Genomic DNA, 23508 nt, shown 5'->3' with positions numbered 1-23508 from the left:
GGGGAGGAAACCCATGACCTTGCGCCCTGCGCTGTTGTTGTTAATCGCCGGTCTTGTGGCTGGCTGTGTGTCGACGGGCAATGTCGACCCGATGAAAACCGGCAAAGGTCGCGACGAGGCACGTGATGCCTACACCCAGCTGGGTATCGGCTATCTGCAGGAAGGGGCGACCGAGCGCGCCAAGGTGCCGCTGAAAAAAGCCCTGGAGCTCGACCCCGCCAGTGCCGATGCCCATGCCGTACTGGCGCTGGTGTTCCAGATGGAAATGGAGCCCAAGCTGGCGGACGAACACTTTCGCAAATCGTTGTCACAGCGGCCCGATGACGCTCGCCTGTTGAACAATTACGGCAGTTTTCTGTTCGAACAGAAGCGCTATCAGGAAGCTTTCGAGCGCTATCAGCAGGCGGCTCAAGACACCCTTTACCCCGAGCGCTCACGGGTCTTCGAGAACCTCGGTTTGACCGCGCTGATGCTCAAGCAGCGTGAGCAGGCCAAGGGCTATTTCGAGCGTTCGCTGCGCCTTAATAACCGGCAACCCCGCGCCCTGCTTGAAATGGCGATGATTTCCTACGAAGACAAGCAGTATGTGCCGGCTCGTCGTTACTATGACAGCTACAGCCAGTTGAGAGAGCAGGACGCACGTAGCCTGTTGCTGGGCACGCGTCTGGCGAGGATCTTCGAGGACCGTGACAATGCTGCGAGCCTGGGGCTGCAGTTGAGACGTCTTTATCCCGGTACGCCGGAATATCAGCAATACCTGTCGGAGCAATGATGAAAGCGGTGCATCCAGAAGTGCTAGCAGTTCCCCGTGTCAATCCGGGCGAGTCCTTGCGCAAGGCTCGCGAGGATCGTGGCTGGACGGTTTCTGAGGTGGCTGCTCAGCTTAACTTGACCCCGCAGCGGCTCACGCAGATAGAGCAGGGTGCCTTCGACCAATTGCCGGGGCATACCTTTGCCCGGGGTTATGTGCGCGCTTACGCGAAGTTGCTGGAAGTCGATCAGAACCGCCTGGTGCTGGAGTTCGATCAGTTCACCGGCAGCGACGCGGCTGGCAGCAGCGTGCACAGCTTGGGTCGTATCGAAGAACCTGTCAGCTATTCGCAGCACATTCTGCGCACTGTCAGTTTCGTGTTGCTGCTGGCGCTGGCCGCGCTGGGCTTTTACTGGTGGCAGGAACAGGCACAGTCTAAAACCGATGACCTGGCCGTGACCGGTATCGAACAGGTCGAAGTGGATGGTGCCGACGGTACTACCCAGATCCATCAGTTCGACGAGCCGGAAGACCAGGCTGTGCTGGCCGCCCAGGCGGGCGGCGAAGTCAGCCTGCCGCTGCTCGCCGCACCCGGCGAGGAGCAACCTGCGGCTGTCGTACCGGCTGAGCCAGGCACCTCAGAAAGCCCGCTGCCAGCGGCCACCACGTCTGCTGCCGCTCCTGCAGAGTCCACTGCCACTCAGGCAGAATCTGTTGCCAGTACGCCGCTGCAAACGCCGGCCTCTACCCCGCCGGTCGCCGCCGGCGAGGCTCTGGTCAGCGTGACCTATGTCGCCGATTGCTGGACCCAACTGACCGATGCCACTGGCAAGGTGCTGTTCAGTGCCTTGAAGCGCAAGGGTGAAACCCTCGAACTGGCCGGCAAGCCGCCATTCGAGCTGCGTCTAGGCTTCGCCCGCGGTGCCCAGGTGAGCTACAACGGTCAGGCGGTCGATGTAGCGCCCTTCGTCTCGGGTGAAACAGCGCGCCTCAAGTTGGGTGGTCTCTGACATGCACGGGGAGTCGCCGATCAAGCGTCGCCTGACGCGCAAAATATGGGTGGGCTCGGTGCCGGTGGGTGGTGATGCGCCTATCGCCGTACAGAGCATGACCAACAGCGACACCAATGATGTGGCCGCCACCGTGGCGCAGATTCGCCGCCTGGAAGATGCCGGTGCCGATATCGTGCGGGTCTCGGTGCCGGATATGGATGCCGCCGAAGCCTTTGGCAAGATCAAGCAACAGGTCAAGGTGCCGCTGGTGGCCGATATTCACTTCGACTACCAGATCGCCCTGCGCGTGGCTGAGCTCGGGGTTGATTGCCTGCGCATCAACCCGGGCAATATCGGTCGTGAAGACCGCGTGCGCGCCGTGGTGGAAGCCGCCCGTGATCGCGGTATCCCGATCCGTATCGGCGTCAATGCCGGCTCCCTGGAAAAAGACCTGCAGAAGAAATACGGCGAGCCGACGCCCGCCGCTCTGGTCGAGTCGGCGCTGCGCCATGTCGAGCACCTCGATCGGCTGAATTTCCCCGACTTCAAGGTCAGCGTCAAAGCCTCCGATGTATTTATGGCGGTGGAGGCCTATCGGCTGTTGTCCAAGCAGATCGAGCAACCCCTGCACCTGGGCATTACCGAGGCCGGCGGCCTGCGCTCCGGCACGGTCAAATCGGCGGTGGGGCTGGGCATGCTGTTGGCTGAGGGTATCGGCGATACCATCCGTATCTCCCTGGCCGCTGATCCGGTGGAAGAGGTCAAGGTCGGTTTCGATATCCTCAAGTCGCTGCGCCTGCGTTCGCGGGGGATCAACTTTATCGCCTGCCCAAGCTGCTCGCGGCAGAACTTCGATGTGGTGAAAACCATGAACGAGCTGGAACAGCGCGTCGAAGACCTGCTGGTACCGCTGGATGTGGCGGTGATCGGCTGTGTGGTCAACGGCCCGGGCGAAGCCAAGGAGGCCCATATCGGCCTGACCGGCGGCTCGCCGAACCTGATCTATATCGATGGCAAGCCCGCGCACAAGCTTGGTAATGACAACCTGGTGGATGAGCTGGAAAAGCTGATCCGCCAGAAAGCGGCCGACAAGGTCGCTGCTGACGCCGCACTTATCGTGCGCAGCTGACACTCTTAAGGAATTGAAGTGAGCAAGTCCCTGCAAGCCATCCGTGGCATGAACGATATCCTCCCCGAACAGACCCCGCTCTGGCGTTATTTCGAAGGCACCGTGGCCAACCTGCTGGATGGCTACGGCTACCGGCAGATGCGTATGCCCATCGTCGAATTCACCGAGCTGTTCAAGCGCTCCATCGGCGAAGTGACCGATATCGTCGAAAAAGAGATGTACACCTTCGACGACCGCAATGGCGACTCCCTGACCCTGCGTCCGGAAGGTACTGCCGCCTGCGTACGTGCCGTACTCGAGCACGGCCTGGCAGGCGGCGGGCAGACCCAGAAACTCTGGTATATCGGCCCGATGTTTCGCCACGAGCGGCCGCAGAAAGGTCGTTATCGTCAGTTCCATCAGATTGGCGTGGAAGTCTTCAATATCGACGGCCCGGATATCGACGCCGAGCTGATCGTGCTGACCTGGCGTCTGTGGGGCCTGCTGGGTATCCGCGAAGCGGTCAAGCTTGAGCTCAACAGCCTGGGCACCAGCGCTTCGCGGGCGGTGTATCGCGATGCGCTGGTCGAGTTTCTGACAGCCCATGCCGACCAGCTGGATGAAGACAGCCGCCGGCGCATGACCAGCAATCCGCTGCGCGTACTCGACAGCAAATCGCCGGAAACCCAGGCGCTGTTGGCCGATGCGCCGAAGATGGCCGATTACCTGGATGAGGAGTCGCGCGTGCATTTCGAGGGGTTGAAAGCCCGTCTGGACGCCGCCGGTGTGCCCTATGTGATCAACCCCAAGCTGGTCCGCGGCCTGGATTACTACAGCAAGACGGTGTTCGAGTGGGTGACCGATCAGCTCGGTTCCCAGGGCACTGTTTGCGCCGGTGGCCGTTACGACGGCCTGGTCGAGCAGATGGGCGGCAAGCCCACCCCGGGCGTGGGTTTTGCCATGGGCATCGAACGTTTGGTGCTGTTGCTCGAAACTCTAGGTAAAGTACCGGCTGAAATCGCTCGCACGGTCGATATTTACCTGTGCGCCTTCGGCGAACCTGCCGAATTGGCGGCGTTGGCCTTGAGCGAGCGCCTGCGCGACGAACTGCCGAACCTGCGTCTGCAGGTGAATGCCGGGGCCGGCAGCTTCAAGAGTCAGTTCAAGAAGGCCGACAAGAGTGGTGCGCTGTACGCCCTGATCTTGGGTGAAGACGAATTGGCCCAGCAAGTGGTAGGTTGCAAGCCGCTGCGCGGTCAGGGTGAACAACAAAGTATTGCGTGGTCGGCATTGGCCGACCATCTGGCGACCTGCGCCGATCAGGCCTGAGCGCCTGTTGAGTGATTTAGCGAATAGGAGTGTTGGGGTGGTTTCGCGTACTGATGATGAAGAACTGGCGGTAATCAAGGACTGGTGGCAGCGCAATGGCATGCCATTGCTCACGGGCGTTGCATTGGCCCTGGTCGCTGTCTTCGGCTGGCAGGGCTGGCAGAAGTACCAGGCCAACCAGTCCCAGGGCGCTTCGCTGGTTTATCAGCAGCTGCTTGAAGCAGCGCTGGATCCAAGCGGTCAGCCGGATGCGGGCAAGGTGGCCGAGTTGGCCAATACACTGAAAAACGACTTTGCCGGCTCCCACTATGCCCAGTACGGCAGCCTGTTTGTCGCCAAGGTAGCGGTCGAGGCTGGCAAGCTGGATGACGCGGCTAGCGAGCTGCAGGCGATCGTCGACAAGCCGGCCGATGACAGCCTGGCCGAGTTGGCCCGTCAGCGTCTGGCTCGGGTACTGGCTGCCCAAGACAAGGCTGAGGCTGCGCTCAAGCTGCTGGATGGCAAGGTCGAGCCGGCTTTTGCCGCCAGCCGCGAAGAACTCAAGGGCGATGTGCTGGTTCAGCTCGGCCGTAACGACGATGCCTATACCGCTTACGAGAAGGCCAAGGCCGCTCTGGCGGAAGATGCCGCCGTCGGTGGTTTGCAAATGAAGCTCGATGATCTGGCAAAAGGGGATGCGTGACGTGATGCGCTGGAAGAATGCCGCACTGCTGGCCCTGGCCGTTATGGCCGTAGGTTGCAGCAGCAACAGTAAGAAGGAACTTCCCCCAGCCGAGCTGCCGAAGTTCGAACGTGAAGTTCAGCTGAACAAGGAATGGAGCCGTTCGATCGGCGCAGGCCAGGGCAAAACTTTCAATATGCTGGTACCTGCCATCGAGGGTGAGCGCATTTATGCGGCTGACGTCGAAGGCTTGGTCATGGCGCTGGATCGCATGAACGGCAAGGTGATCTGGAAGGCCGACCTGGAACTGCCGGTTTCCGGGGCCGTTGCCGTCGGCTATGGCCTGGTGGTGGTCGGTACCCTGAAAGGCGAGATTATCGCTCTCGACACCGACAGCGGTGAAGAGAAGTGGCGTGCCCGAGTCACCAGCGAAGTGTTGTCCGCTCCGGCCCTCAACGGTGACGTGGTGCTGGTACAGACCCAGGACGACCGTCTGATCGCCCTGGATATGGATACCGGTAGCCAGCGCTGGATCTTCGAAAACACCCCGGCCGTACTGACCCTGCGCGGCACCGGCAGCCCGGTGCTGACCAACCGCCTGGCGATTGCCGGCCTGTCCAGCGGCAAGGTGATTGCGCTGGATGCGCAGCGCGGTATTCCGGTCTGGGAGCAGCGCGTGGCGATTCCCCAGGGCCGTTCCGAGCTGGAGCGTGTAGTGGATATCGACGGCGGCTTGCTGCTGTCCGGCGGTACCCTGTATGCCGTCAGCTATCAGGGCCGTGTCGCGGCGCTGGAGCTGGAGAGCGGGCGCATCCTCTGGCAGCGCGAAGCTTCCAGCTCGGTCGGCGTGGCCCAGGGTTTCGGCAACGTTTACGTCAGCCTGGCCAACGGCACCGTGGAAGGTATCGACGAGCGTTCGGCGTCGGCACTGTGGAGCAACGATGCCCTGGCTCGTCGCCAGCTGTCGGCCCCGGAAGTGTTTTCCAGCTATGTGGCCTTCGGCGACCTGGAAGGTTACCTGCACCTGATCAGCCAGGTGGATGGCCGTTTTGTCGGCCGTGAGCGTATCGACAGTGATGGCCTGCGTGCCCGACCGCTGGTGGTAGGCGACTGGCTGTATGCCTTTGGCAATGGTGGCAAGTTGGTGGCATTGACCATCAAGTGACCATTCGCTAAGGCCTTGGCTATGCTGCACAGCACTCGTGCTGTGCAGCCTGGCCGACGCAAGAATTCCGGCCGCTGCCCATGCAGCGGCTTTTGTATTTTCTGAAATAACGAAGTGGAGAGCCTAATGGTTCCCGTAATTGCCCTGGTGGGCCGCCCGAACGTCGGCAAGTCCACCCTGTTTAACCGCTTGACCAAGTCCCGTGACGCGATTGTCGGCGACCTGTCTGGTCTGACCCGAGATCGCCAGTACGGCGAGGCCAAGTGGCAGGGGCGCACCTATATAGTGATCGACACCGGTGGTATTTCCGGTGACGAAGAAGGCATCGACGCGAAGATGGCCGAGCAGTCGCTGCAGGCCATCGAAGAGGCCGATGCCGTACTGTTTCTGGTGGACGCCCGCGCTGGGCTGTCCGCCTCCGATCAGATGATCGGCGAGCACCTGCGCCGGCGCAACAAGCGCAGCTTCCTGGTCATCAACAAGGTCGACAATATCGACGCCGACTTGGCCCGCGCTGAGTTCTCCAGCATGGGTATGGGCGAGTCCCTGGCGATTGCCGGTGCTCACGGCCGCGGCATCACCCAGATGCTCGAAGCCGTGCTGGGCTCCTTCCCCAAGGATGCCAGCGAGCCGGAAGAGGGCGAGGAAGAGGAAATTGTTCTCGAAGGTCAGGAAGCCAAGCGCATCCCCGGCCCGAGCGAGAAGGACGGCATCAAGCTGGCCATCATCGGCCGGCCTAACGTTGGCAAGTCGACACTGGTCAACCGCATGCTCGGTGAAGACCGGGTGATCGTCTATGACCAGCCCGGTACTACCCGCGACAGTATCTACATCCCGTTCGAGCGCGATGATGAGAAGTACACCCTGATCGACACCGCCGGCGTGCGTCGCCGCGGCAAGATCTTCGAGGCGGTGGAAAAGTTTTCGGTGGTGAAAACCCTGCAGGCGATTCAGGACTCCAACGTCGTGGTGTTCGTTATGGACGCTCGCGAAGGTGTGGTTGACCATGACCTCAATCTGCTTGGCTTCGTCCTGGAAAGTGGCCGCGCCCTGGTAATCGCCCTGAACAAATGGGACGGCATGGAACCGAGCGAGCGCGACTATGTGAAGGTCGAGCTGCAACGCCGGCTGTTCTTCGTCGACTTCGCCGATATCCACTTTATCTCGGCGCTGCACGGCACCGGCGTGGGCAACCTGTACAAGTCGGTGCAGGCCTCGTTCAAGTCGGCGATCACGCGCTGGCCGACCAACCGTCTGACCACGATTCTTGAAGACGCCGTCAGCGATCACGCGCCGCCCATGGTCAACAATCGCCGCATCAAGTTGCGCTACGCCCACCTGGGTGGTGCCAACCCGCCGCTGATCGTGATTCACGGCAACCAGGTCGAGGCGGTGCCCAAGTCCTATATCCGCTACCTGGAAAACACCTACCGCCGCGTGCTCAAGCTGGTCGGTACGCCGATCCGTATCGAGTTCAAGGGCGGCGATAACCCCTATGAGGGCAACAAGAACACCCTCACCGACCGTCAGGTGAACAAGAAGCGCCGCCTGATGACTCACCACAAAAAGGCCGAGAAGAAGCGCAAAGACAAGCGCTAAGCTTGTGCTTTAACGCTCTATAAAGGCACCTTCGGGTGCCTTTTGCGTCTCTGGGGGATCGGCTATTCTGCGCCATCAACAGTGGCGTAGGGCGGGTGCAACCCGCCGGCTTGGGATCTTTGGCGGGTTGCACCCGCCCTACGGAATAGAGCGATGCTTATCAGCAAACTGCCGAATGTCGGCACCACCATCTTTACCCGCATGTCGCAGCTCGCCGTGGAAACCGGTGCGCTCAATCTGTCCCAGGGCTTCCCTGACTTCGATGGGCCGCAGGCATTGCGCGAGGCGGTCGGCCGACATATTGCCGCCGGGCATAACCAGTACGCGCCAATGACCGGCCTGCCAGCGCTGCGCGAGCAGGTGGCGGCGAAGATCGCCCGCAGCTATGGCCGTGTGGTCAGCGCCGACAACGAGGTCACTATCACCCCGGGGGCGACCCAGGCGATCTTCTGCGCAGTGCAGGCGCTGATCCAGCCGGGCGATGAAGTGATCGTCTTCGATCCCTGCTACGACAGTTACGAGCCCTCGGTCGAGCTAGCCGGCGGGCGCTGCGTGCATGTGCCGCTGGCCTTGCCGGGTTTCAGCATCGACTGGCAGCGCCTGCAGGGTGCGCTAAGCGACAAGACTCGCCTGATTATCCTTAACAGCCCGCACAACCCCAGCGGGGCGCTGATTTCCCGCGCCGAGCTGGAGCAGCTGGCGGCGTTGATCCGCGAGCGCGATATCTACCTGATCAGCGACGAGGTCTACGAGCACCTGGTGTTCGATGGCATCCAGCACGCCAGCGTTCTGGCCCATGACGAGCTGTATCAGCGTGCCTTTGTGGTCAGCTCGTTCGGCAAGACCTACCACGTCACCGGCTGGAAAACCGGCTATGTGGTGGCCCCGCCGGCTTTGAGCGCCGAACTGCGCAAGGTCCATCAGTACGTCAGCTTCTGCGGCGTAACGCCGCTGCAATGGGCCCTGGCCGACTATATGGCCGAGCATCCCCAGCACGTCGAAGAGTTGCCGGCGTTCTACCAGGCCAAGCGCGATCTGTTCTGCGACCTGCTGGCCGGCTCGCGCTTTACCTTCACCCGCGCTGCTGGCACCTATTTCCAGCTGGTCGACTACTCGGCCATTCGCAATGACTTAGATGATGTGGCCATGGCCGAATGGCTGACCCGCGAACATGGCGTGGCGGCGATTCCGGTATCGGTGTTCTACCAGACACCACCCAAGGACTTGCGCCTGGTGCGCTTCTGCTGCGCCAAGCGCGAAGACACCCTGCGTCAGGCGGCGGAAAAACTATGCGCGATTTAAACCAATTGCCCGACCTCGAACTGGCTTTGATTCAGACCGAGTTGGCCTGGCAGAACCCCGTGGCCAATCGTGCGCATTTCGAAACCCTGCTGGAGCAGGCGAGCGGTGCCGATCTGATCGTACTGCCGGAGATGTTCAGCACCGGCTTTTCCATGGATTCCGCCGCCCTGGCCGAACCCGAGGAGGGCCCGACCAGCCAGTGGCTGCGCGAGCAGGCCCAGGCGCTGCAGGCTGTCGTCACCGGCAGCCTGATTATCCAGGCTGCTGATGGCTCGTACCGCAACCGCTTGCTCTGGGCGCGGCCGGATGGCTCTGTAGCGCACTACGACAAGCGCCATCTGTTTCGCATGGCCGGCGAACACAAGCACTACAGCGCGGGTGAGCAACAGGTGCTGCTGGAGGTGAAGGGCTGGCAGGTGCGTCCGCTGATCTGCTACGACCTGCGCTTCCCGGTGTGGAGTCGCGACCCACAGAGCACCGACCTGTTGCTCTACACCGCCAACTGGCCAGCCGCGCGGCGCAATCACTGGAACCGTCTGCTACCGGCTCGGGCCATCGAAAACCTCTGTTATGTCGCGGCGGTCAACCGCATCGGCGAGGATGGTAAGGGCCACGCCTACAGCGGCGACAGCCAGGTGTTGGATTATCAGGGCGAGCCGCTGTTTGAGCCTGGGGCGGCGGACGGAGTGTTTCGGGTGATGCTCAACGCCTCGGAGTTGGCCGCTTACCGTGAGCGGTTCCCGGCCTATCGCGATGCGGATGCTTTTGATCTGACCGACTGATGGGCGATTGTTACTGCTTGAGGTAGTGATCGTAGATCGCCTGGTAGCGCCCGCTGGCCTTGAGTTGGGCGAGGCCGGCATTGAAGTCGTCGCGGATCTGCGGGTCGCGAAATACTGGTCGGTAGTTCTGCGGGTCTTCCTCGACAAACTGGTGCATGGCGATGGTTTTGGCCTTGAACAGGGTGGTGCGTTCGAGCAGCAGTTCGAAGTAACGATAGATGCTGCGATCACTCAGTACCAGATCGTAACGACCCTTGTTCAGGCCAAGGACCTGTAGCTCCTGATTGTTCTGCTCGAAGTACAGGCCATCTTTCTGGCTGGCGGCCAACCATTCGGGATAGCGCTGGGCCGCGCCCTGGAAGGCCACGATGCTAAGGCCCTTGATGTCCTCGGGCGTCTGGATGTCGAAGCGGCGGCCTTGCAGGCTGACAAACACGTTGTAGTAGATCACCGCCGGGTTGCCGTAATGGCCACCCACTGCGGCAAGGTCCTGACCCAGGTCGGTCATGGCCGCATCCACTTCACCCTTGCGAAACGCCAAGGGCACGCGGGCCAGGGGGAAATAGCGCGGTTCAAGGCTATGGCCGCGAAAGGCCAGGGCTTCACCAATCACTTCCAGCTCGATACCGCTGTCGCTTTCCGGAAAGCAGAAGGGCGGAATCTTTTCACCGAAGGCCATGACCACAGTGTCCGCCAGGCTATTTGTACTGCAGACGAACAGCAGTGGCAGGGTGAGGGTGCGCATCCAGTGTGTCAGTGAACGCATGGTCAGGTGCTTCTGCGATCTATTGATTGCAGTGTAGTTGTCACCGTGCGGTCGCGGTACGCTTGGTCCGGTAGCGGGGTGATTGAGCGCGTGGTCAAGGCTGCTTGTTCGGCGGCGCTGGCCTCCAGGCGCAGCTTTTCGCTGCGCAGAAAATCGCGCATTTGCTGCAGGTCGGCAAGTTTTTGCTCCACCTCAACCAGCTTGCGGCTGACCAGTGCCGCGCCCTGGGCGCAGTCCAGCTGTTGTTCACGTCTGGCCTTGAGGATTTCGCCGATCTCGCAGAGGGAAAAGCCCATGCCCTGCGCCTGCTGGATAAACCCCAGGTCGCTGAGCGTTTGCGGGCTGTATTCGCGGTAATTGTTGTCGCGCCGCAGGGCGCTGATCAGCCCCAGGCTTTCGTAATAACGCAGGGTGTGGCGGCTGGCACCGCTGCGTTGTTCCAGTTCGCCTATGCGCATGAAAATCTCGCTTGACTGTAGAGTGTGCTCGACAGTTTAGCCTGCTCGGGTCACTAACGACTCGGGTGGATTGGTCATGAGTAAACACTGTTTGGTAACCGGCGGCAGCGGTTTTATCGGTCAGCATCTGCTGGCGCTGCTGACTCGTCAGGGTCACTCGGCGACGCTGCTGATGCGTCAGCCGCAAACCTTGCCGGCCTTGCGTGGGCAGATTGAGCAATTGGGTGGCCGCGGCGAGCTGCTGACGGCGGTGGCTGGTGACCTGGGGCGCGCTGACCTGGGTCTGGATGGCGCTGCACGTGAGCAGGTGCGTCAGGCTGCCGTGGTGTTCCATCTGGGCGCGCAGTTCGCCTGGGGGCTGGCTGCCGAGCAGGCGCGCCAGGTCAATGTCGAGGGCGCGTTGGCGGTGGCTGAGCTGGCGGCGCAGCAAGGCAGTCGTCTGCTGATGGTGGGCGGCTTTATGTTGGCCAATCATGGGCATCTAAAGCGCATCGGTATTGATCTGCAGCGGCCCGAGCGCACCGACTGGGACAAGGTCTATCAACGTACTGGCGCCTATGAGGGCAGCAAGCTGGAAGCGCATTTCCGCGTGCGCGCGCGTATGGCTGAGCTGCAAGCGCCACTGACGGTGGTGCATCCGGCCACTGTGTGCGGTCATAGCCGCAGCGGGCATATTCTGCCGGCGCAGCCGTTGGCTGGGCTGATCGGCAATCTGGCCGGTGGCCGGCTCGGGGCGATCCCGGGTTCGACAGCGCATTGGCTGCCGCTGGTCAGTGTGGATTTTCTCGCCGAGCTGATCGTGGCCGCGGCCTTTGATGAGCAGCAGGCCGGGCAGGAGATTCTCGCCCTGGATGCCGCGACGCCAAACCTGCAGGGCATGCTGCAGCAGTTGGCCAACACGCTGAATGTGCGAGCGCCGAGTCGGCATATGCCGATTCCTCTGTTGCGGGCGTTGCTGAAGATTCCGGGTGTGCCGCGCTTGCTGCGTACCGATGCCGAGTCGCTGGATTTTATTCAGACCACTCGTTTCAACACCGCCGCAACCCAGGCCCTGGCGCAGCGCCATCAACTGCACTGGCCGGATATCGGCCAGGCCTTGCAGGCGACCGCGCGTTACCTGGCAAGTGAGCCGTCAGCTACCTGACGGCTTACACAGCGATCAGGCCGCTTGTTCGGCTGCCTGGCCAATGGCCCGGTTCAGCGCACTGAACAGTGCGCGGAAGCTCGCGGTAGTCAGGTTTTCATCGATACCGACGCCATGCAGCGCGCGGCCGCCGTTAACCCGCAGTTCGATATAGGCCGCCGCCTTGGCGTTGGTGCCCGCGCCGATGGCGTGTTCGCTGTAGTCCATGATCTCCACGGCCACCGGTAGGCCTGCGACCAGGGCTTCCAGCGGGCCTTTGCCGATACCGCGCCAGTGCTGGCTGTCACCGTCGGTGATGATTTCCACATCAACCGCGCTGGTGCCGTTTTCTTCCTGCAGGCGGTGGCCTTTCAGGGCGTAGGGCGTGGTGGCTTGCAGGTACTCGCGCTCCAGCAGCTGGTAGATCTGCGCGGCGCTCATTTCCAGGCCGAGGCGGTCGGTTTCCTTCTGCACTACTTGGCTGAACTCGATCTGCATGCGCCGCGGCAGGTTGATGCCGTATTCCTGCTCGAGCAGGAAGGTGATGCCGCCCTTGCCGGACTGGCTGTTGACGCGGATTACCGCCTCGTAGTCGCGGCCGATATCGGCCGGATCGATCGGCAGGTAGGGCACTTCCCACACTGCGTCGGCCTGCTGCAGAGCGAAGCCCTTGCGGATCGCATCCTGGTGCGAGCCGGAGAAAGCGGTGTGCACCAGGTCGCCGACATAGGGGTGGCGCGGGTGCACCGGGATCTGGTTGCAGTCCTCGACCACCTTGCGCACGGTGTCGATATCGGAAAAATCCAGCTCCGGGTCGACGCCTTGGGTGTAGAGGTTCAGCGCCAGGGTCACCAGGCAGACGTTGCCGGTGCGCTCTCCATTGCCGAATAGGCAGCCTTCGACGCGATCCGCGCCCGCCATCACCGCCAATTCCGAGGCTGCCACGCCTGTGCCACGGTCGTTGTGGGTGTGCACGCTGAGCAGCACGCTGTCGCGCTTGTCGATATGGCGGCCGAACCACTCGATCTGGTCGGCATAGTTGTTCGGCGTGGCGCACTCGATGGTCGCCGGCAGGTTGAGGATCAGCTTGTTCGCCTGGGTCGGCTGGAACACCTCGATCACGGCGTTGCACACCTCGACGGCGAAGTCGATTTCGGTGGAGCTGAATACTTCCGGCGAATACTCGAAGCCCCAGCGCGTCTCAGGCGCGGCGTCGGCCAGGCGTTTGATGGTCTGGCCGGCGGCCACGGCGATGGCTTTGACGCCGGCTTTGTCCTGGTTGAAGACGATCTTGCGAAAGCTCGGCGCGCAGGCGTTGTAGTAGTGAACGATGGCGCGCTTTGCACCCTTGAGCGACTCGAAGGTGCGCTCGATAAGGTCGTCGCGGGCCTGGGTCAGCACCTGAATGGTCACGTCATCCGGGATATGGCCGCCTTCGATCAGCTCACGGACGAAGTCGAAATCGGTTTGCGAGGCGGACGGGAAGCCCACTTCGATTTCCTTCAGGCCCACGGCCAGCAGGCACTTGAAGAAGCGCATCTTCTTCTCGGCATCCATCGGCTCGATCAGCGACTGGTTGCCATCGCGCAGGTCGGTGGACAGCCAGATAGGTGCCTTGTCGATGATCTTGTCCGGCCAGGTGCGGTCTGCAATGGCAATCTGGGTGAACGGGCGGTATTTGCTGGACGGGTCTTTAAGCATGCTCATGGGGCAATCCTTTTAGCGCGGCGGCAATCGGCGAACCGGGCGGAATTTGAAAAATTAAGGCAGGGCGTGGGCGTAAGAATTAGCCACGCAGTCGCTGGCTGACCAAACAGAGGTTGGCGTGTTGGCGCAGCAGGATAAGAGTGTGATGGGTATTCATGGCGTCAACCCTAACCAGCGAGGGTAAAGCGTGCAAGCATGCTGAGAAAATTGGTGATAAATAGCGCTATGCGTGGGTGGTTGAGATTTTATAGCGCTATGGTGTACGGCTTTGAGCTTTGATTGCGCGGCCTATAGCGCTGCTAGCGGATAAATTCCCGGCTGGTGCTGCGAAACAATTCGCTGCCGGCCTGCTCCAGCCATTCAAAGGCGACCATTTCCCGCGAGACGATCACCGCGCCGGCTTGCTGCATGCGCTGCAGCGCCAGCTGCTTGTCGGCTGGCTTGCGCGAGCCTACGGCCTCGGCCACGACAAATACGGCGCGGCCTTGCTCCAGCAGGTCGAGCACGGTTTGCAGCACGCAGACATGGGCTTCACTGCCGCACACGATGAATTGTTGCCGCTCGCCGCCTGGACGTTGCAGCAGCTCGCCCTCGCTGACTGCGGAGAAGTGCAGTTTTTCGACAATCGCCTCGGGCGCATGCCCGGCGCGCAGCGAGGCAATAGTCTGCCCCAGGCCCTTGCTGTATTGCTCGGTGAGCAGCACGGGTACGCCGATACGTTGCGCCACCTGCTGCAACCACAGGGTATTGGCGGCCAGCTCGGCATGCTCGGTGATGGCGGGGAACAAGCGCTCCTGAATATCGATAATCAGCAGGCAGGATTCTTGAGCGCGGATACGCATGGCGGTACTCCTGTTCAGGGCTTGAAGGCACCGATAAAGATCGCCGGATCAACCCGTGCGTCGTTCAGGCTGACGTTCCAGTGCAGGTGCGGCCCGGTGGCGCGGCCGGTGGCACCGACTTTGCCGAGTACACCGCCACGGGGAATTTCATCACCGACTTTTACCCCGATGGCCGAGAGGTGGCAGAACATGCTGATCAGCCCCTGGCCGTGGTCGACAAACACCGTTTTGCCGTTAAAGAAGTAGTCGCCAATCAGGATCACCTTGCCAGTGGCCGGAGCCTTGATCGGCGTGCCGCTATTGGCGGCGAAGTCCAGCCCGGAGTGCGGGTTGCGTTCTTCGCCGTTGAAGAAACGGCGTAGGCCGAAAGGGCTGGATAGCGGGCCGTTGACCGGCCTGTCGAACAGCAGATTGCTCGGTTGGCGCGCGCTGAACTGCTGGTAGGCGCGAGTCTGCTCGGCCAGTTCGCGTTCGATGCGGGCAAGGTTCTTGGCGTTTGGGTTGACCTGCTGCTGGTTCTGAATGGTGATGCGCTGTTCGACGTAATGCTTGCTGCCCACCTGAAAGCTCAGTGTCTGGCTGCCGTTGACGCTGATCTGTTGGCTGCCCGGCTTGATGCTTAGCGGGATGCCAACGATGGCGATCCAGCGCTGCTGATCTTCATTAATTACCAGCACCGGTTTGTTTTGATAGCGCACGCTGGGCGCGCTGGTGGCCGGCCCCAAGTCCACCACGGCTACGCCGCCGGGTACTGGTTTATTTAGCAGTCGGCTGATAAAGCCTTCGGCGTGGACGGGCAGGGCGAGGCAGAACAGGGTAATAAGCGTGAACAGGCGCATTGAATATCCGTAGGGTGGATAACGCGAAGCTTATCCACCGCTTTAAAAGGTAAATCGAAAAGGTCAGTCGAGCAGCGAGAGGGTAACCGGCTGCACATGGTTGTCTTCGACCCGCACATCCAGCTCGCCGTTGCCCAGGCGCGCCTTCAGGCGCTGGCCAGGGCGAGTGTCGGCGGCGTTGCGGATGGCGCGGCCGCGGTCATCCAGCAGGATGCTGTAGCCACGGCCGAGGGTCGCCAGCGGGCTGACCGCGTGCAGCGTCTGCACCTGGCTATGCAGGTGCAGATGGCGCGCCTTGAGGCCCTCGCGCATGCTGCGTTGCAGGCGCTCGGCCAGGGCCTGCAGGCGCTGATCGAGTAGCTTGAGGTTGCGCTCCGGGTGCAGGCTTAGCAGGCGGGTCTGCAGATGGTTCAGGCGTTCGCGGCGATTATTCAGTTGCCGTGCGAAAGCGCGGGTCAGGCGCATATCCAGATCATCCACGCGCTGGGCGTGCTGGCGCAGGCGCTCGCCAGGGTGACGCAAGCGCCGGTGCAAACCGTCCAGGCGCATACGTTCGCGCTCCAGGCGGTGCTGCATACGCAGGTTTAGACGGCGCTTGAGGTTGTGCAGGCGCTGCACCAGTTCGCTGCTGTCGGGGGCCAGCAGTTCGGCGGCGGCCGAGGGTGTCGGCGCGCGGATATCGGCGACAAAATCGGCGATGGACACATCGGTTTCATGGCCCACGGCGCTGACGATGGGCGTGACGCAGGCGGCAATCGCGCGGGCCACCGGCTCTTCGTTAAAGCACCAGAGGTCTTCCAGCGAACCGCCGCCACGGGCCAGGATTAGCGCATCGAAGCCCTTGCGGTCTGCCACGCCAAGGGCGCGGACGATCTGTGCAGTGGCTTCACGGCCTTGCACAGCGGTGGGGATCAGGGTCAGTTCGACCTGCGGCGCGCGGCGGCGGAATACGCTGATGATGTCGCGGATCACCGCGCCGGTCGGCGAGCTGATAATGCCGATGCGTTTCGGGTGGGCCGGCAAGGCGACTTTCGCCTCGGCCGCGAACAGCCCTTCGGCGCTGAGTTTTTCCTTCAAGGCTTCAAAGGCCAGGCGCAGCGCGCCATCGCCGGCGGGTTCCACGGCATCGAGAATCAGTTGGTAGTCGCCGCGCCCTTCAAACAGCGAGACCTTGCCGCGCACCTTGACCGCCAGCCCATCACGCAGCGCCTGACGCACCTTGGCGGCGTTCTGCCGGAACAACGCGCAGCGCACCTGGGCCTGACTATCTTTAAGGGTGAAGTAGATATGCCCGGACGCCGGCTTGGCCAGGTTGGAGATTTCCCCCTCGACCCAGATGCCGCCGAATACATCTTCCAGCAGCAGGCGTGCGCGGTTGTTCAGTTGGCTGACGCTGAGCACCTCGCGGTCGAGGTTCAGTCGTTGGAAGGGATCTTTGATCATGCTCGGCATAGTAAAGGCTTTGCCTCTGCAACTATAGAGCCTTGACCAGCGTCGCCAGCCCATTAAGCTGCGCGCCTTTAACAGGCCTTTGAAAATGTAGGCGAGGCCGCCGAGACAAGGCAAAAACAGGCGAGGAAGCGGAGTTTACGAGCTGTAAATGAGCATTCCGAGCCTGTTTTTAACGCCGTATCGGCAACGCAGGTAGTTTTCAACGGCGCTGTTAGCGCAAACCGAGTCCCGTTATGAGTGAACAGCAAGCCATCATCGTGCCGCAGATTTCCAGCTTTCCCGGCCATGAGGCGCGGGCGCGGTTGATCGTGCGCTGGCTGGTCAAGCAGAACATCATCGAAGAACAGCTGACCACCTGTGGGCGTACCTTCAAGCATATGGGCTACGGCATTGCCGAGGGCGCGCGGCGGGTGGTCGAGCGGCCCGAGTTGTTGCCGTTCGGGCAGGCAGTGCATGGCCTGGAAATTATCTACAAGCGCTGCATCTATACCCCGACGGCGGGCTTTCTCGAAGAGGCCGGCTGCCCTGAGTGCAGGCGGGAAGTAGGGGGAAGGTTGTTCGATAGCCTGGAGGAGTGGATGCCGGGGCATACCGATAACTTCAGGTGCCCGCTGTGCGGCCATGAAGACGATATCAACGGCTTTCTGTTTCTGCAGCCCTGCGGGTTTTCCAACCTGGGGTTTATCTTCAATAACTGGGCGGATGCCGGCTTCAAGCAGAGCTTTGTCGACGAGTTTGCTGCGCGCTTGGGTTATCCGGTTTCTCTGGTGCGGGTTGATCTTGCCTGAGTTGGTTCATCCTTGAACCGAGCTGAATAGTTAAAAATCGACGCTGGCCGATAGGCGCAGCTCACGCGGTTCACCGACCGCGACGCGCAGGTTGCCGCCGCTGGAGGGGTAGTACTCCTGGTTGAACAGATTGCGCGCGTTCAGCTGGAGGCGGGTCTTGTCGCCCAGTAGCTGGCTTTCCCAGCTGATAAACGCATCGGCCACGGTGTAGCTGTCCAGCCAGAAGCTGTTGGCGTTATCGCCTGCGCGTTCACCGACATAGCGCGCGCCGCCGCCTACTCGCCATTGTCCAGCGTCGCTGGGCAGCTCCAGGTGGTGGGTCAGGTACAGGCTGGCGATATTCTGCGCGGCATTGACCAGTTCGTTGCCCTGGTTATCCGGGTCATCGAGGATTTCCGTATCGGTGTAGGCGTAGGTGCCGAGCAGCTCCCAGCGTTCGGCGATGCGCCCGCTGATATCGATTTCCACACCCTGCGAGCCCACCTTGCCGGCGGCTTGCGAGGTGCCATTGTTGCTGACCACGACGTTCTCTTTTTCGATATCGAACACTGCGGCGCTGGCCGTGAGGGCGTTGCCCAGGTCGAGCTTGATGCCCAGCTCATAGCTGCGGCCCTGTTCCGGGTCGAACGCCTGGCCGGTGTCGGCATCAGAGGCGTTGGGCACAAACGAGCGGCTGTAGTTGCCGTACAGCGAGACCTGCTGATTGAGCTGGTAGACCAGGCCGGCAAACGGCAGAAAGCTGTTGTCCTGGCGGTCGGTGGTTTTCTCGTAAGCGCTGCCACGGCCCTGTTCGACCAGTTGCTCGAAGTGCTGGTAACGGCCGCCGGCCACCAGTATCCATTGGTCATTAAGGTGCCAGTTGTCCTTTATATAGAGCGAGCGTGAGTGCAGTTCATCGCTTCTGTCGCTCTGCACGGTGCTGATCAGCGAGGGTTCGGCGAGGTTGCCATAGACCGGGCGGTAGATATTGAAGCCGCCGACGGCCGGGCCGCGGTAGGTATCACCGCGGAAGTTGTCGACGCGCTCGGTATCCATGCCCAGCAGCAGGTCATGCTGCTGGCCGAACACGCTGGCGTTGCCGATCCAGTCCCATGCCAGGTACTGGGTCTGGTTGTCGTGTTCACTGCCGTCGGCGCGGCGGCTGAGTGCACCGGTGGTGGCGTTAAGCGCGTTGGGCCGCGCTTCGGCATAGTCGTAGCGCTCGTTGTTCCAGCCGTAGGTCAGGCGGCTCAGCCAGTTCGGGTTGAGTTGGTACTCGGCCTTGGCGGTAAACAGCTCATCGGTGCCTTCGGCTTTTGCCCAGCTTTCGTTGAAGCGTGCGTTGTATTGAGTGTTCGCCGGTTTGCCATTGATGATTACCGTGCCGCGATCTACCGGGGTCGAGTATTCCTTGTGCTCGTAAGCCAGGGTGATGCGCAGGTCATCGCCGCTCCAGCTCAGGGACGGGGCCACCAGGGTGTGGCTGTCCGCGCCGAAATTGCGCCAATAGTCCTCGTGCTGCCGCTCTGCGATCAGGCGATAGGCGAAGCCGCTGTCGCCCAGCGGGCCGGTGGTGTCGAGCATGACGTTGCCGCCGCCCTCGCTGCTGGTTTCACCGCTGATCTGCGAGCGCCGCTGGTATTCGGGTTGCTTGCTGATCACGTTGATCAGCCCGCCGGGCTCCAGTGCGCCATAGAGCAGAGAGGCCGGGCCCTTGAGCACTTCCACCCGCTCGGTGGTGGCGCTGAAGTTGCGCGACAGGCTGGAGCGGATGCCGTCACGCAGGATCGAGCCGTCGGCGTTGCTGCCGAAACCACGCTTGACGAAGCCGTCCTGAGTGCCCGCCAGGGTATTGCTCTGACTTATGCCGCTGACGAACTTCATCGCATCGTCCAGCGACTGCACCTGATAGTCCTCGATCACCTGTTTAGTGACCACTTGCACCGCCTGGGCCTCCTGCATGATCGGCACCGCGCTTTTGCTCGCGGTGCTGGCTGTACTGGCGCTGTAGCCGGTTTCGTCTTCACGGGGCGCGGTGACGGCCTGGCTGGGCAGCTCAAGCGCTGTGGTGGTTTCGGCCGCCAGGCTGTTGGCAGCGGGCATCAAGGCCAGGGCGAGCAGCGTGAGACGCCAGGCGGGCTGGGCGGGGGAGAGGCAGGTGGAGGGCATATGCTACTCGGTCGCGGATGTTTTTGAGAATCATTATTGTATTTGTCTCGTTCGCATCTGAATAGCGCCGCATGCCAATGTCATTGTTTGCGTTGAGTGCAGGGGGGCGTCTGAGTATAATGGCGCGCTTCCAATTTCCCGCCCGGGAGCCCCCGCCATGCTGCGTATCAGTCAAGAAGCTCTTACCTTCGACGACGTTCTACTTATCCCTGGTTATTCCGAAGTTCTGCCGAAGGATGTCAGCCTCAAAACGCGCCTGACCCGTGGCATCGAACTGAATATTCCGTTGCTCTCTGCTGCCATGGACACCGTGACCGAAGCCCGTCTGGCCATCGCCATGGCTCAGGAAGGCGGCATTGGCATCATCCACAAGAACATGACCCCCGAGCAGCAGGCTGCCGAGGTGCGCAAGGTCAAGCGCTACGAATCCGGTGTCGTCAAAGACCCGATCACCATCGAGGCCGATGCCTCCGTGGGGGATCTATTCGACCTGACCCGACAGAACAACATCTCCGGCGTACCGGTGCTGCACCACGGTGACCTGGTCGGCATCGTCACCAGCCGTGACGTGCGTTTCGAGACCAACATGAGCGCCAAGGTGCGCGACGTGATGACGCCCAAAGAGCGCCTGGTCACGGTCAAGGAAGGCGAAGACACTCAGGTGGTGCGCAAGCTGCTGCACAAGCATCGTATCGAGCGCGTGCTGATCGTCGACGATCAGTTCCGCCTCAAGGGCATGATGACCGTCAACGATATCGAAAAAGCCAAGGCCTACCCGCTGGCCAGCAAGGACGACCAGGGTCGTCTGCGCGTTGGTGCGGCTGTCGGCACCGGTGCCGATACCGAAGATCGCGTGGCTGCCCTGGTGCATGCCGGCGTTGATGTGATCATCGTCGACACCGCCCACGGTCACTCCAAAGGCGTGATCGACCGCGTGCGTTGGGTCAAGCAGACCTTCCCGGAAGTCCAGGTGATCGGCGGCAACATCGCCACCGGCGCTGCCGCCAAGGCTTTGGCTGAAGCCGGTGCCGATGCAGTCAAGGTCGGTATCGGCCCAGGCTCGATCTGCACCACCCGTATTGTTGCCGGCGTCGGTGTACCGCAAATTTCCGCCGTGGCCAACGTCGCTGCCGCACTGGAAGGCACTGGCATTCCGCTGATCGCCGATGGCGGCATCCGCTTCTCCGGTGACCTATCCAAGGCCATCGTTGCTGGTGCGTCCTGCGTGATGATCGGCTCGATGCTCGCCGGTACTGAAGAAGCGCCAGGCGAAGTCGAGCTGTTCCAGGGCCGCTCCTACAAGGCCTACCGCGGCATGGGCTCGCTGGGCGCGATGGCCCAGGCTCAGGGCTCTTCGGATCGTTACTTCCAGGACTCCTCCGCGGGTGCCGAGAAGCTGGTGCCGGAAGGTATCGAAGGCCGGGTGCCGTACAAAGGCGCGATGGGTGCCATCGTGCACCAGATGATGGGCGGCCTGCGTGCCTCCATGGGCTACACCGGTTGCGCGACCATCGAAGAGATGCGCAGTAAGCCTGAGTTTGTACGCATCACCGGTGCTGGCATGGCCGAGTCCCATGTACATGACGTACAGATCACTAAAGAGGCACCGAACTACCGCGTTGGTTAAAAAATCGATTTGACGCTGCTGCGCTTGGCCATGCTGCGTTGGAAAGAAGTTCGAAATGCTCATTTGCTCCAGCAAACTCCGCTTTCTCGCTTCTTTCCGCCTTGCCTGACCTGCGCTCGCGACGCGGCAAATCGATTTTTGAAGAGATAGGAACGCACGGGGCTGTTGCTGTTGAGTACGACGGGGCAGCCCCGAGTCATTTGTGAATTCCGCTACGAGAGACGGCCATGGCTCATCAAGACATCCACGCTCACCGCATCCTGATTCTGGATTTCGGCTCCCAGTACACCCAGCTGATCGCCCGCCGCGTGCGCGAGATCGGCGTGTATTGCGAGCTGCACCCGTTCGACATGAGCGACGATGACATCCGTGCCTTCGCCCCGCGCGGCATCATCCTCGCCGGTGGCCCGGAGTCGGTACACGAAGCCGGCAGCCCGCGCGCGCCGAAAGCCGTGTTCGACCTCGGCGTACCGGTTTTCGGCATCTGCTACGGCATGCAGACCATGGCCGAGCAGCTGGGCGGCAAGGTTGAAGGCTCCGAATTGCGTGAGTTTGGTTATGCCCGCGTTGATGTGGTCGGCAAGGCCCGTCTGCTCAACGGTATTGAAGACCACATCGACGACGACGGCGTGTTCGGCCTCGACGTGTGGATGAGCCACGGCGACAAGGTCACCAACCTGCCGGAAGGCTTCCATATTCTCGCCAGCACCCCGAGCTGCCCGATTGCCGCCATGGCCGATGACCGCCGCGGCTACTACGGCGTGCAGTTCCACCCGGAAGTGACCCACACCAAGCAGGGCGGTCGCATCCTCTCGCGCTTTATCCTGGAAATCTGCGGCTGTGAAGCGCTGTGGACCGCCTCCAACATCGTTGAAGACGCCATCGCCAATGTGCGCGCCCAGGTTGGCAGCGCCAACGTGCTGCTCGGCCTGTCCGGTGGTGTGGATTCCTCGGTAGTCGCGGCGCTGCTGCACAAGGCCATCGGCGATCAGCTGACCTGTGTATTCGTCGACAACGGCCTGCTGCGCCTGCACGAAGGCGAGCAAGTGATGGCCATGTTCGCCGAGAACATGGGCGTCAAAGTGATCCGCGCCAACGCCGAAGAGCAGTTCCTCGGCAACCTGGCCGGCGAAGCGGACCCGGAGAAGAAGCGCAAGATCATCGGTCGCACCTTTATCGACGTGTTCGATGCCGAATCCTGCAAGCTGGACAACATCAAGTTCCTCGCCCAGGGCACCATCTACCCGGACGTGATCGAGTCGGCTGGCGCGAAAAGCGGCAAGGCCCACGTGATCAAGTCGCACCACAACGTCGGCGGCCTGCCGGAAGAAATGAACCTGAAACTGGTCGAGCCACTGCGCGAACTGTTCAAGGACGAAGTGCGTCGCCTGGGTCTTGAACTCGGTCTGCCGTACGACATGGTCTACCGTCACCCATTCCCGGGCCCAGGCCTGGGCGTGCGCATCCTCGGTGAAGTGAAGAAGGAATACGCCGACCTGCTGCGCCGCGCCGACCACATCTTTATCGAAGAACTGCGCAAGGCCGACTGGTACCACAAGGTCAGCCAGGCCTTCGTGGTGTTCCAGCCAGTGAAGTCCGTGGGCGTGGTCGGTGACGGCCGTCGTTACGCCTGGGTCGTTGCCCTGCGCGCCGTGGAAACCATCGACTTTATGACCGCACGTTGGGCGCACCTGCCCTACGAACTGCTGGAAACCGTCAGCGGCCGCATCATTAATGAGATCGAAGGTATCTCCCGCGTCACCTACGACGTGTCGAGCAAGCCGCCAGCGACTATTGAGTGGGAATGATCTTGCGCCTGGAAGGCCTTGCTACCTGACAGCCAGAGTCGACAAAAAGCCAGCGTAAATGCTGGCTTTTTGTTGTTTGGTGTATTGGTTTCTAGCAATGCTTGGAGCGCTCGGGCAATAAGCTTTCAGGGGCTGCTGAGTGGGATTATTTGCCTTGATGCCGTGATGGCGTCTCAATACCATGAAGGCCTAACCTTGCCCCAACTGGTATCGAAATATGGCAATCCCTTCCAGGCAAATACTCTCACTGATCGGGATGCT

General features: G+C 61.6%; 20 protein-coding genes. 13 read left to right on the top strand and 7 right to left on the bottom strand.

Going from position 1 to position 23508, the window contains the following annotated elements:
* Positions 1-13: 13 nt before the first annotated feature.
* From pilW to VMP31_RS13625, 9 genes are all read left to right on the top strand, one after another.
* Entirely contained in the window at positions 14-772 is a 759-nt protein-coding gene (gene pilW, locus VMP31_RS13665) for a type IV pilus biogenesis/stability protein PilW (RefSeq protein WP_325507996.1), read from the top strand.
* On the top strand, positions 772-1761 hold the full coding sequence (locus VMP31_RS13660) for a RodZ family helix-turn-helix domain-containing protein (RefSeq protein ID WP_325507994.1): 990 nt from the start codon (positions 772-774) through the stop codon (positions 1759-1761). Before pilW ends, VMP31_RS13660 begins: the two co-directional genes overlap by 1 nt.
* A gap of 1 nt (position 1762) precedes the next feature.
* Entirely contained in the window at positions 1763-2872 is a 1110-nt protein-coding gene (ispG, locus tag VMP31_RS13655) for a flavodoxin-dependent (E)-4-hydroxy-3-methylbut-2-enyl-diphosphate synthase (protein ID WP_325507992.1), read from the top strand.
* Between the two features lie 18 nt (positions 2873-2890).
* The gene (gene hisS, locus VMP31_RS13650; RefSeq protein WP_325507990.1) at positions 2891-4180 is read left to right on the top strand and encodes a histidine--tRNA ligase; all 1290 of its coding nucleotides are present in this window, start codon (positions 2891-2893) and stop codon (positions 4178-4180) included.
* Positions 4181-4280: 100 nt separating this feature from the next.
* A complete protein-coding gene (locus tag VMP31_RS13645; protein ID WP_325508052.1) occupies positions 4281-4862 on the top strand; it encodes a tetratricopeptide repeat protein in 582 nt (193 codons plus the stop codon).
* Positions 4855-6006: an outer membrane protein assembly factor BamB gene (gene bamB, locus VMP31_RS13640; protein WP_325508050.1), complete on the top strand. Its 1152-nt coding sequence runs from the start codon at positions 4855-4857 to the stop codon at positions 6004-6006. The genes VMP31_RS13645 and bamB overlap by 8 nt, the downstream gene beginning before the upstream one ends.
* A 126-nt stretch (positions 6007-6132) precedes the next feature.
* Complete coding sequence (der, locus tag VMP31_RS13635) at positions 6133-7605, top strand: ribosome biogenesis GTPase Der (RefSeq protein ID WP_325507988.1); 1473 nt, start codon at positions 6133-6135, stop codon at positions 7603-7605.
* 153 nt (positions 7606-7758) lie between these two features.
* On the top strand, positions 7759-8907 hold the full coding sequence (locus VMP31_RS13630) for a pyridoxal phosphate-dependent aminotransferase (protein WP_325507986.1): 1149 nt from the start codon (positions 7759-7761) through the stop codon (positions 8905-8907).
* Positions 8895-9689, top strand: coding sequence for an amidohydrolase (locus tag VMP31_RS13625; protein ID WP_325507984.1), 795 nt, complete (start codon positions 8895-8897; stop codon positions 9687-9689). The genes VMP31_RS13630 and VMP31_RS13625 overlap by 13 nt, the downstream gene beginning before the upstream one ends.
* Positions 9690-9699: 10 nt before the next feature.
* Here VMP31_RS13625 and VMP31_RS13620 read toward each other — a convergent pair whose 3' ends face one another.
* A complete protein-coding gene (locus tag VMP31_RS13620) occupies positions 9700-10455 on the bottom strand; it encodes an ABC transporter substrate-binding protein (RefSeq protein ID WP_325507982.1) in 756 nt (251 codons plus the stop codon).
* Positions 10456-10457: 2 nt separating this feature from the next.
* Positions 10458-10913, bottom strand: a complete 456-nt coding sequence (locus tag VMP31_RS13615; protein ID WP_325507980.1) for a MerR family transcriptional regulator — start codon at positions 10911-10913, stop codon at positions 10458-10460.
* Positions 10914-10989: 76 nt separating this feature from the next.
* Here VMP31_RS13615 and VMP31_RS13610 point away from each other — a divergent pair, with 76 nt between their 5' ends.
* The gene (locus VMP31_RS13610) at positions 10990-12057 is read left to right on the top strand and encodes an SDR family oxidoreductase (RefSeq protein ID WP_325507978.1); all 1068 of its coding nucleotides are present in this window, start codon (positions 10990-10992) and stop codon (positions 12055-12057) included.
* 15 nt (positions 12058-12072) lie between these two features.
* Here the strand turns inward: VMP31_RS13610 and leuA are convergent, their stop codons facing one another.
* The 4 genes from leuA to xseA all read right to left on the bottom strand — a co-directional run bounded on the left by leuA (position 12073) and on the right by xseA (position 16867).
* The gene (gene leuA, locus VMP31_RS13605) at positions 12073-13743 is read right to left on the bottom strand and encodes a 2-isopropylmalate synthase (protein ID WP_325507976.1); all 1671 of its coding nucleotides are present in this window, start codon (positions 13741-13743) and stop codon (positions 12073-12075) included.
* A 299-nt stretch (positions 13744-14042) separates the two neighbouring features.
* Complete coding sequence (locus VMP31_RS13600) at positions 14043-14585, bottom strand: hydrolase (protein ID WP_325507974.1); 543 nt, start codon at positions 14583-14585, stop codon at positions 14043-14045.
* A 14-nt stretch (positions 14586-14599) separates the two neighbouring features.
* Complete coding sequence (locus VMP31_RS13595; protein ID WP_325507972.1) at positions 14600-15424, bottom strand: peptidoglycan DD-metalloendopeptidase family protein; 825 nt, start codon at positions 15422-15424, stop codon at positions 14600-14602.
* 63 nt (positions 15425-15487) lie between these two features.
* Complete coding sequence (gene xseA, locus VMP31_RS13590; protein ID WP_325507970.1) at positions 15488-16867, bottom strand: exodeoxyribonuclease VII large subunit; 1380 nt, start codon at positions 16865-16867, stop codon at positions 15488-15490.
* Between the two features lie 242 nt (positions 16868-17109).
* On the opposite strand from xseA, the gene VMP31_RS13585 reads away from it, so the two are divergent.
* Positions 17110-17664: a sugar ABC transporter ATPase gene (locus VMP31_RS13585; protein WP_325507968.1), complete on the top strand. Its 555-nt coding sequence runs from the start codon at positions 17110-17112 to the stop codon at positions 17662-17664.
* 30 nt (positions 17665-17694) lie between these two features.
* Here VMP31_RS13585 and VMP31_RS13580 read toward each other — a convergent pair whose 3' ends face one another.
* Positions 17695-19812 (bottom strand): TonB-dependent siderophore receptor, encoded by a 2118-nt coding sequence (locus VMP31_RS13580; RefSeq protein ID WP_325507966.1) that lies wholly within the window; start codon positions 19810-19812, stop codon positions 17695-17697.
* Positions 19813-19969: 157 nt separating this feature from the next.
* Here VMP31_RS13580 and guaB point away from each other — a divergent pair, with 157 nt between their 5' ends.
* Both guaB and guaA read left to right on the top strand, forming a co-directional pair.
* Positions 19970-21439, top strand: a complete 1470-nt coding sequence (gene guaB / locus VMP31_RS13575; protein WP_325507964.1) for an IMP dehydrogenase — start codon at positions 19970-19972, stop codon at positions 21437-21439.
* A 227-nt stretch (positions 21440-21666) separates the two neighbouring features.
* Entirely contained in the window at positions 21667-23247 is a 1581-nt protein-coding gene (guaA, locus tag VMP31_RS13570; protein WP_325507962.1) for a glutamine-hydrolyzing GMP synthase, read from the top strand.
* The last annotated feature ends 261 nt before the right edge of the window (positions 23248-23508 follow it).

The organism is Pseudomonas sp. (assembly GCF_035512415.1).
GTDB lineage: Bacteria > Pseudomonadota > Gammaproteobacteria > Pseudomonadales > Pseudomonadaceae > Aquipseudomonas.
The sequence above is the reverse complement of the archived record's forward strand: the minus strand, read 5'-3'. Positions and strand labels throughout refer to the sequence as shown.

What these genes read in the sequence shown, in the direction of transcription:
- VMP31_RS13660 (WP_325507994.1), top strand. Translation starts at nt 772, where the DNA reads ATGAAAGCGGTGCATCCAGAAGTGCTAGCAGTTCCCCGTGTCAATCCG.
- guaA (WP_325507962.1), top strand. Translation starts at nt 21,667, where the DNA reads ATGGCTCATCAAGACATCCACGCTCACCGCATCCTGATTCTGGATTTC.
- VMP31_RS13620 (WP_325507982.1), bottom strand. Translation starts at nt 10,455, where the DNA reads ATGCGTTCACTGACACACTGGATGCGCACCCTCACCCTGCCACTGCTG.
- VMP31_RS13600 (WP_325507974.1), bottom strand. Translation starts at nt 14,585, where the DNA reads ATGCGTATCCGCGCTCAAGAATCCTGCCTGCTGATTATCGATATTCAG.
- VMP31_RS13645 (WP_325508052.1), top strand. Translation starts at nt 4,281, where the DNA reads ATGCCATTGCTCACGGGCGTTGCATTGGCCCTGGTCGCTGTCTTCGGC.
- VMP31_RS13615 (WP_325507980.1), bottom strand. Translation starts at nt 10,913, where the DNA reads ATGCGCATAGGCGAACTGGAACAACGCAGCGGTGCCAGCCGCCACACC.
- guaB (WP_325507964.1), top strand. Translation starts at nt 19,970, where the DNA reads ATGCTGCGTATCAGTCAAGAAGCTCTTACCTTCGACGACGTTCTACTT.
- VMP31_RS13585 (WP_325507968.1), top strand. Translation starts at nt 17,110, where the DNA reads ATGAGTGAACAGCAAGCCATCATCGTGCCGCAGATTTCCAGCTTTCCC.
- VMP31_RS13630 (WP_325507986.1), top strand. Translation starts at nt 7,759, where the DNA reads ATGCTTATCAGCAAACTGCCGAATGTCGGCACCACCATCTTTACCCGC.
- xseA (WP_325507970.1), bottom strand. Translation starts at nt 16,867, where the DNA reads ATGATCAAAGATCCCTTCCAACGACTGAACCTCGACCGCGAGGTGCTC.
- leuA (WP_325507976.1), bottom strand. Translation starts at nt 13,743, where the DNA reads ATGAGCATGCTTAAAGACCCGTCCAGCAAATACCGCCCGTTCACCCAG.
- der (WP_325507988.1), top strand. Translation starts at nt 6,133, where the DNA reads ATGGTTCCCGTAATTGCCCTGGTGGGCCGCCCGAACGTCGGCAAGTCC.
- ispG (WP_325507992.1), top strand. Translation starts at nt 1,763, where the DNA reads ATGCACGGGGAGTCGCCGATCAAGCGTCGCCTGACGCGCAAAATATGG.
- VMP31_RS13610 (WP_325507978.1), top strand. Translation starts at nt 10,990, where the DNA reads ATGAGTAAACACTGTTTGGTAACCGGCGGCAGCGGTTTTATCGGTCAG.
- pilW (WP_325507996.1), top strand. Translation starts at nt 14, where the DNA reads ATGACCTTGCGCCCTGCGCTGTTGTTGTTAATCGCCGGTCTTGTGGCT.
- VMP31_RS13580 (WP_325507966.1), bottom strand. Translation starts at nt 19,812, where the DNA reads ATGCCCTCCACCTGCCTCTCCCCCGCCCAGCCCGCCTGGCGTCTCACG.
- VMP31_RS13625 (WP_325507984.1), top strand. Translation starts at nt 8,895, where the DNA reads ATGCGCGATTTAAACCAATTGCCCGACCTCGAACTGGCTTTGATTCAG.
- bamB (WP_325508050.1), top strand. Translation starts at nt 4,855, where the DNA reads ATGCGTGACGTGATGCGCTGGAAGAATGCCGCACTGCTGGCCCTGGCC.
- VMP31_RS13595 (WP_325507972.1), bottom strand. Translation starts at nt 15,424, where the DNA reads ATGCGCCTGTTCACGCTTATTACCCTGTTCTGCCTCGCCCTGCCCGTC.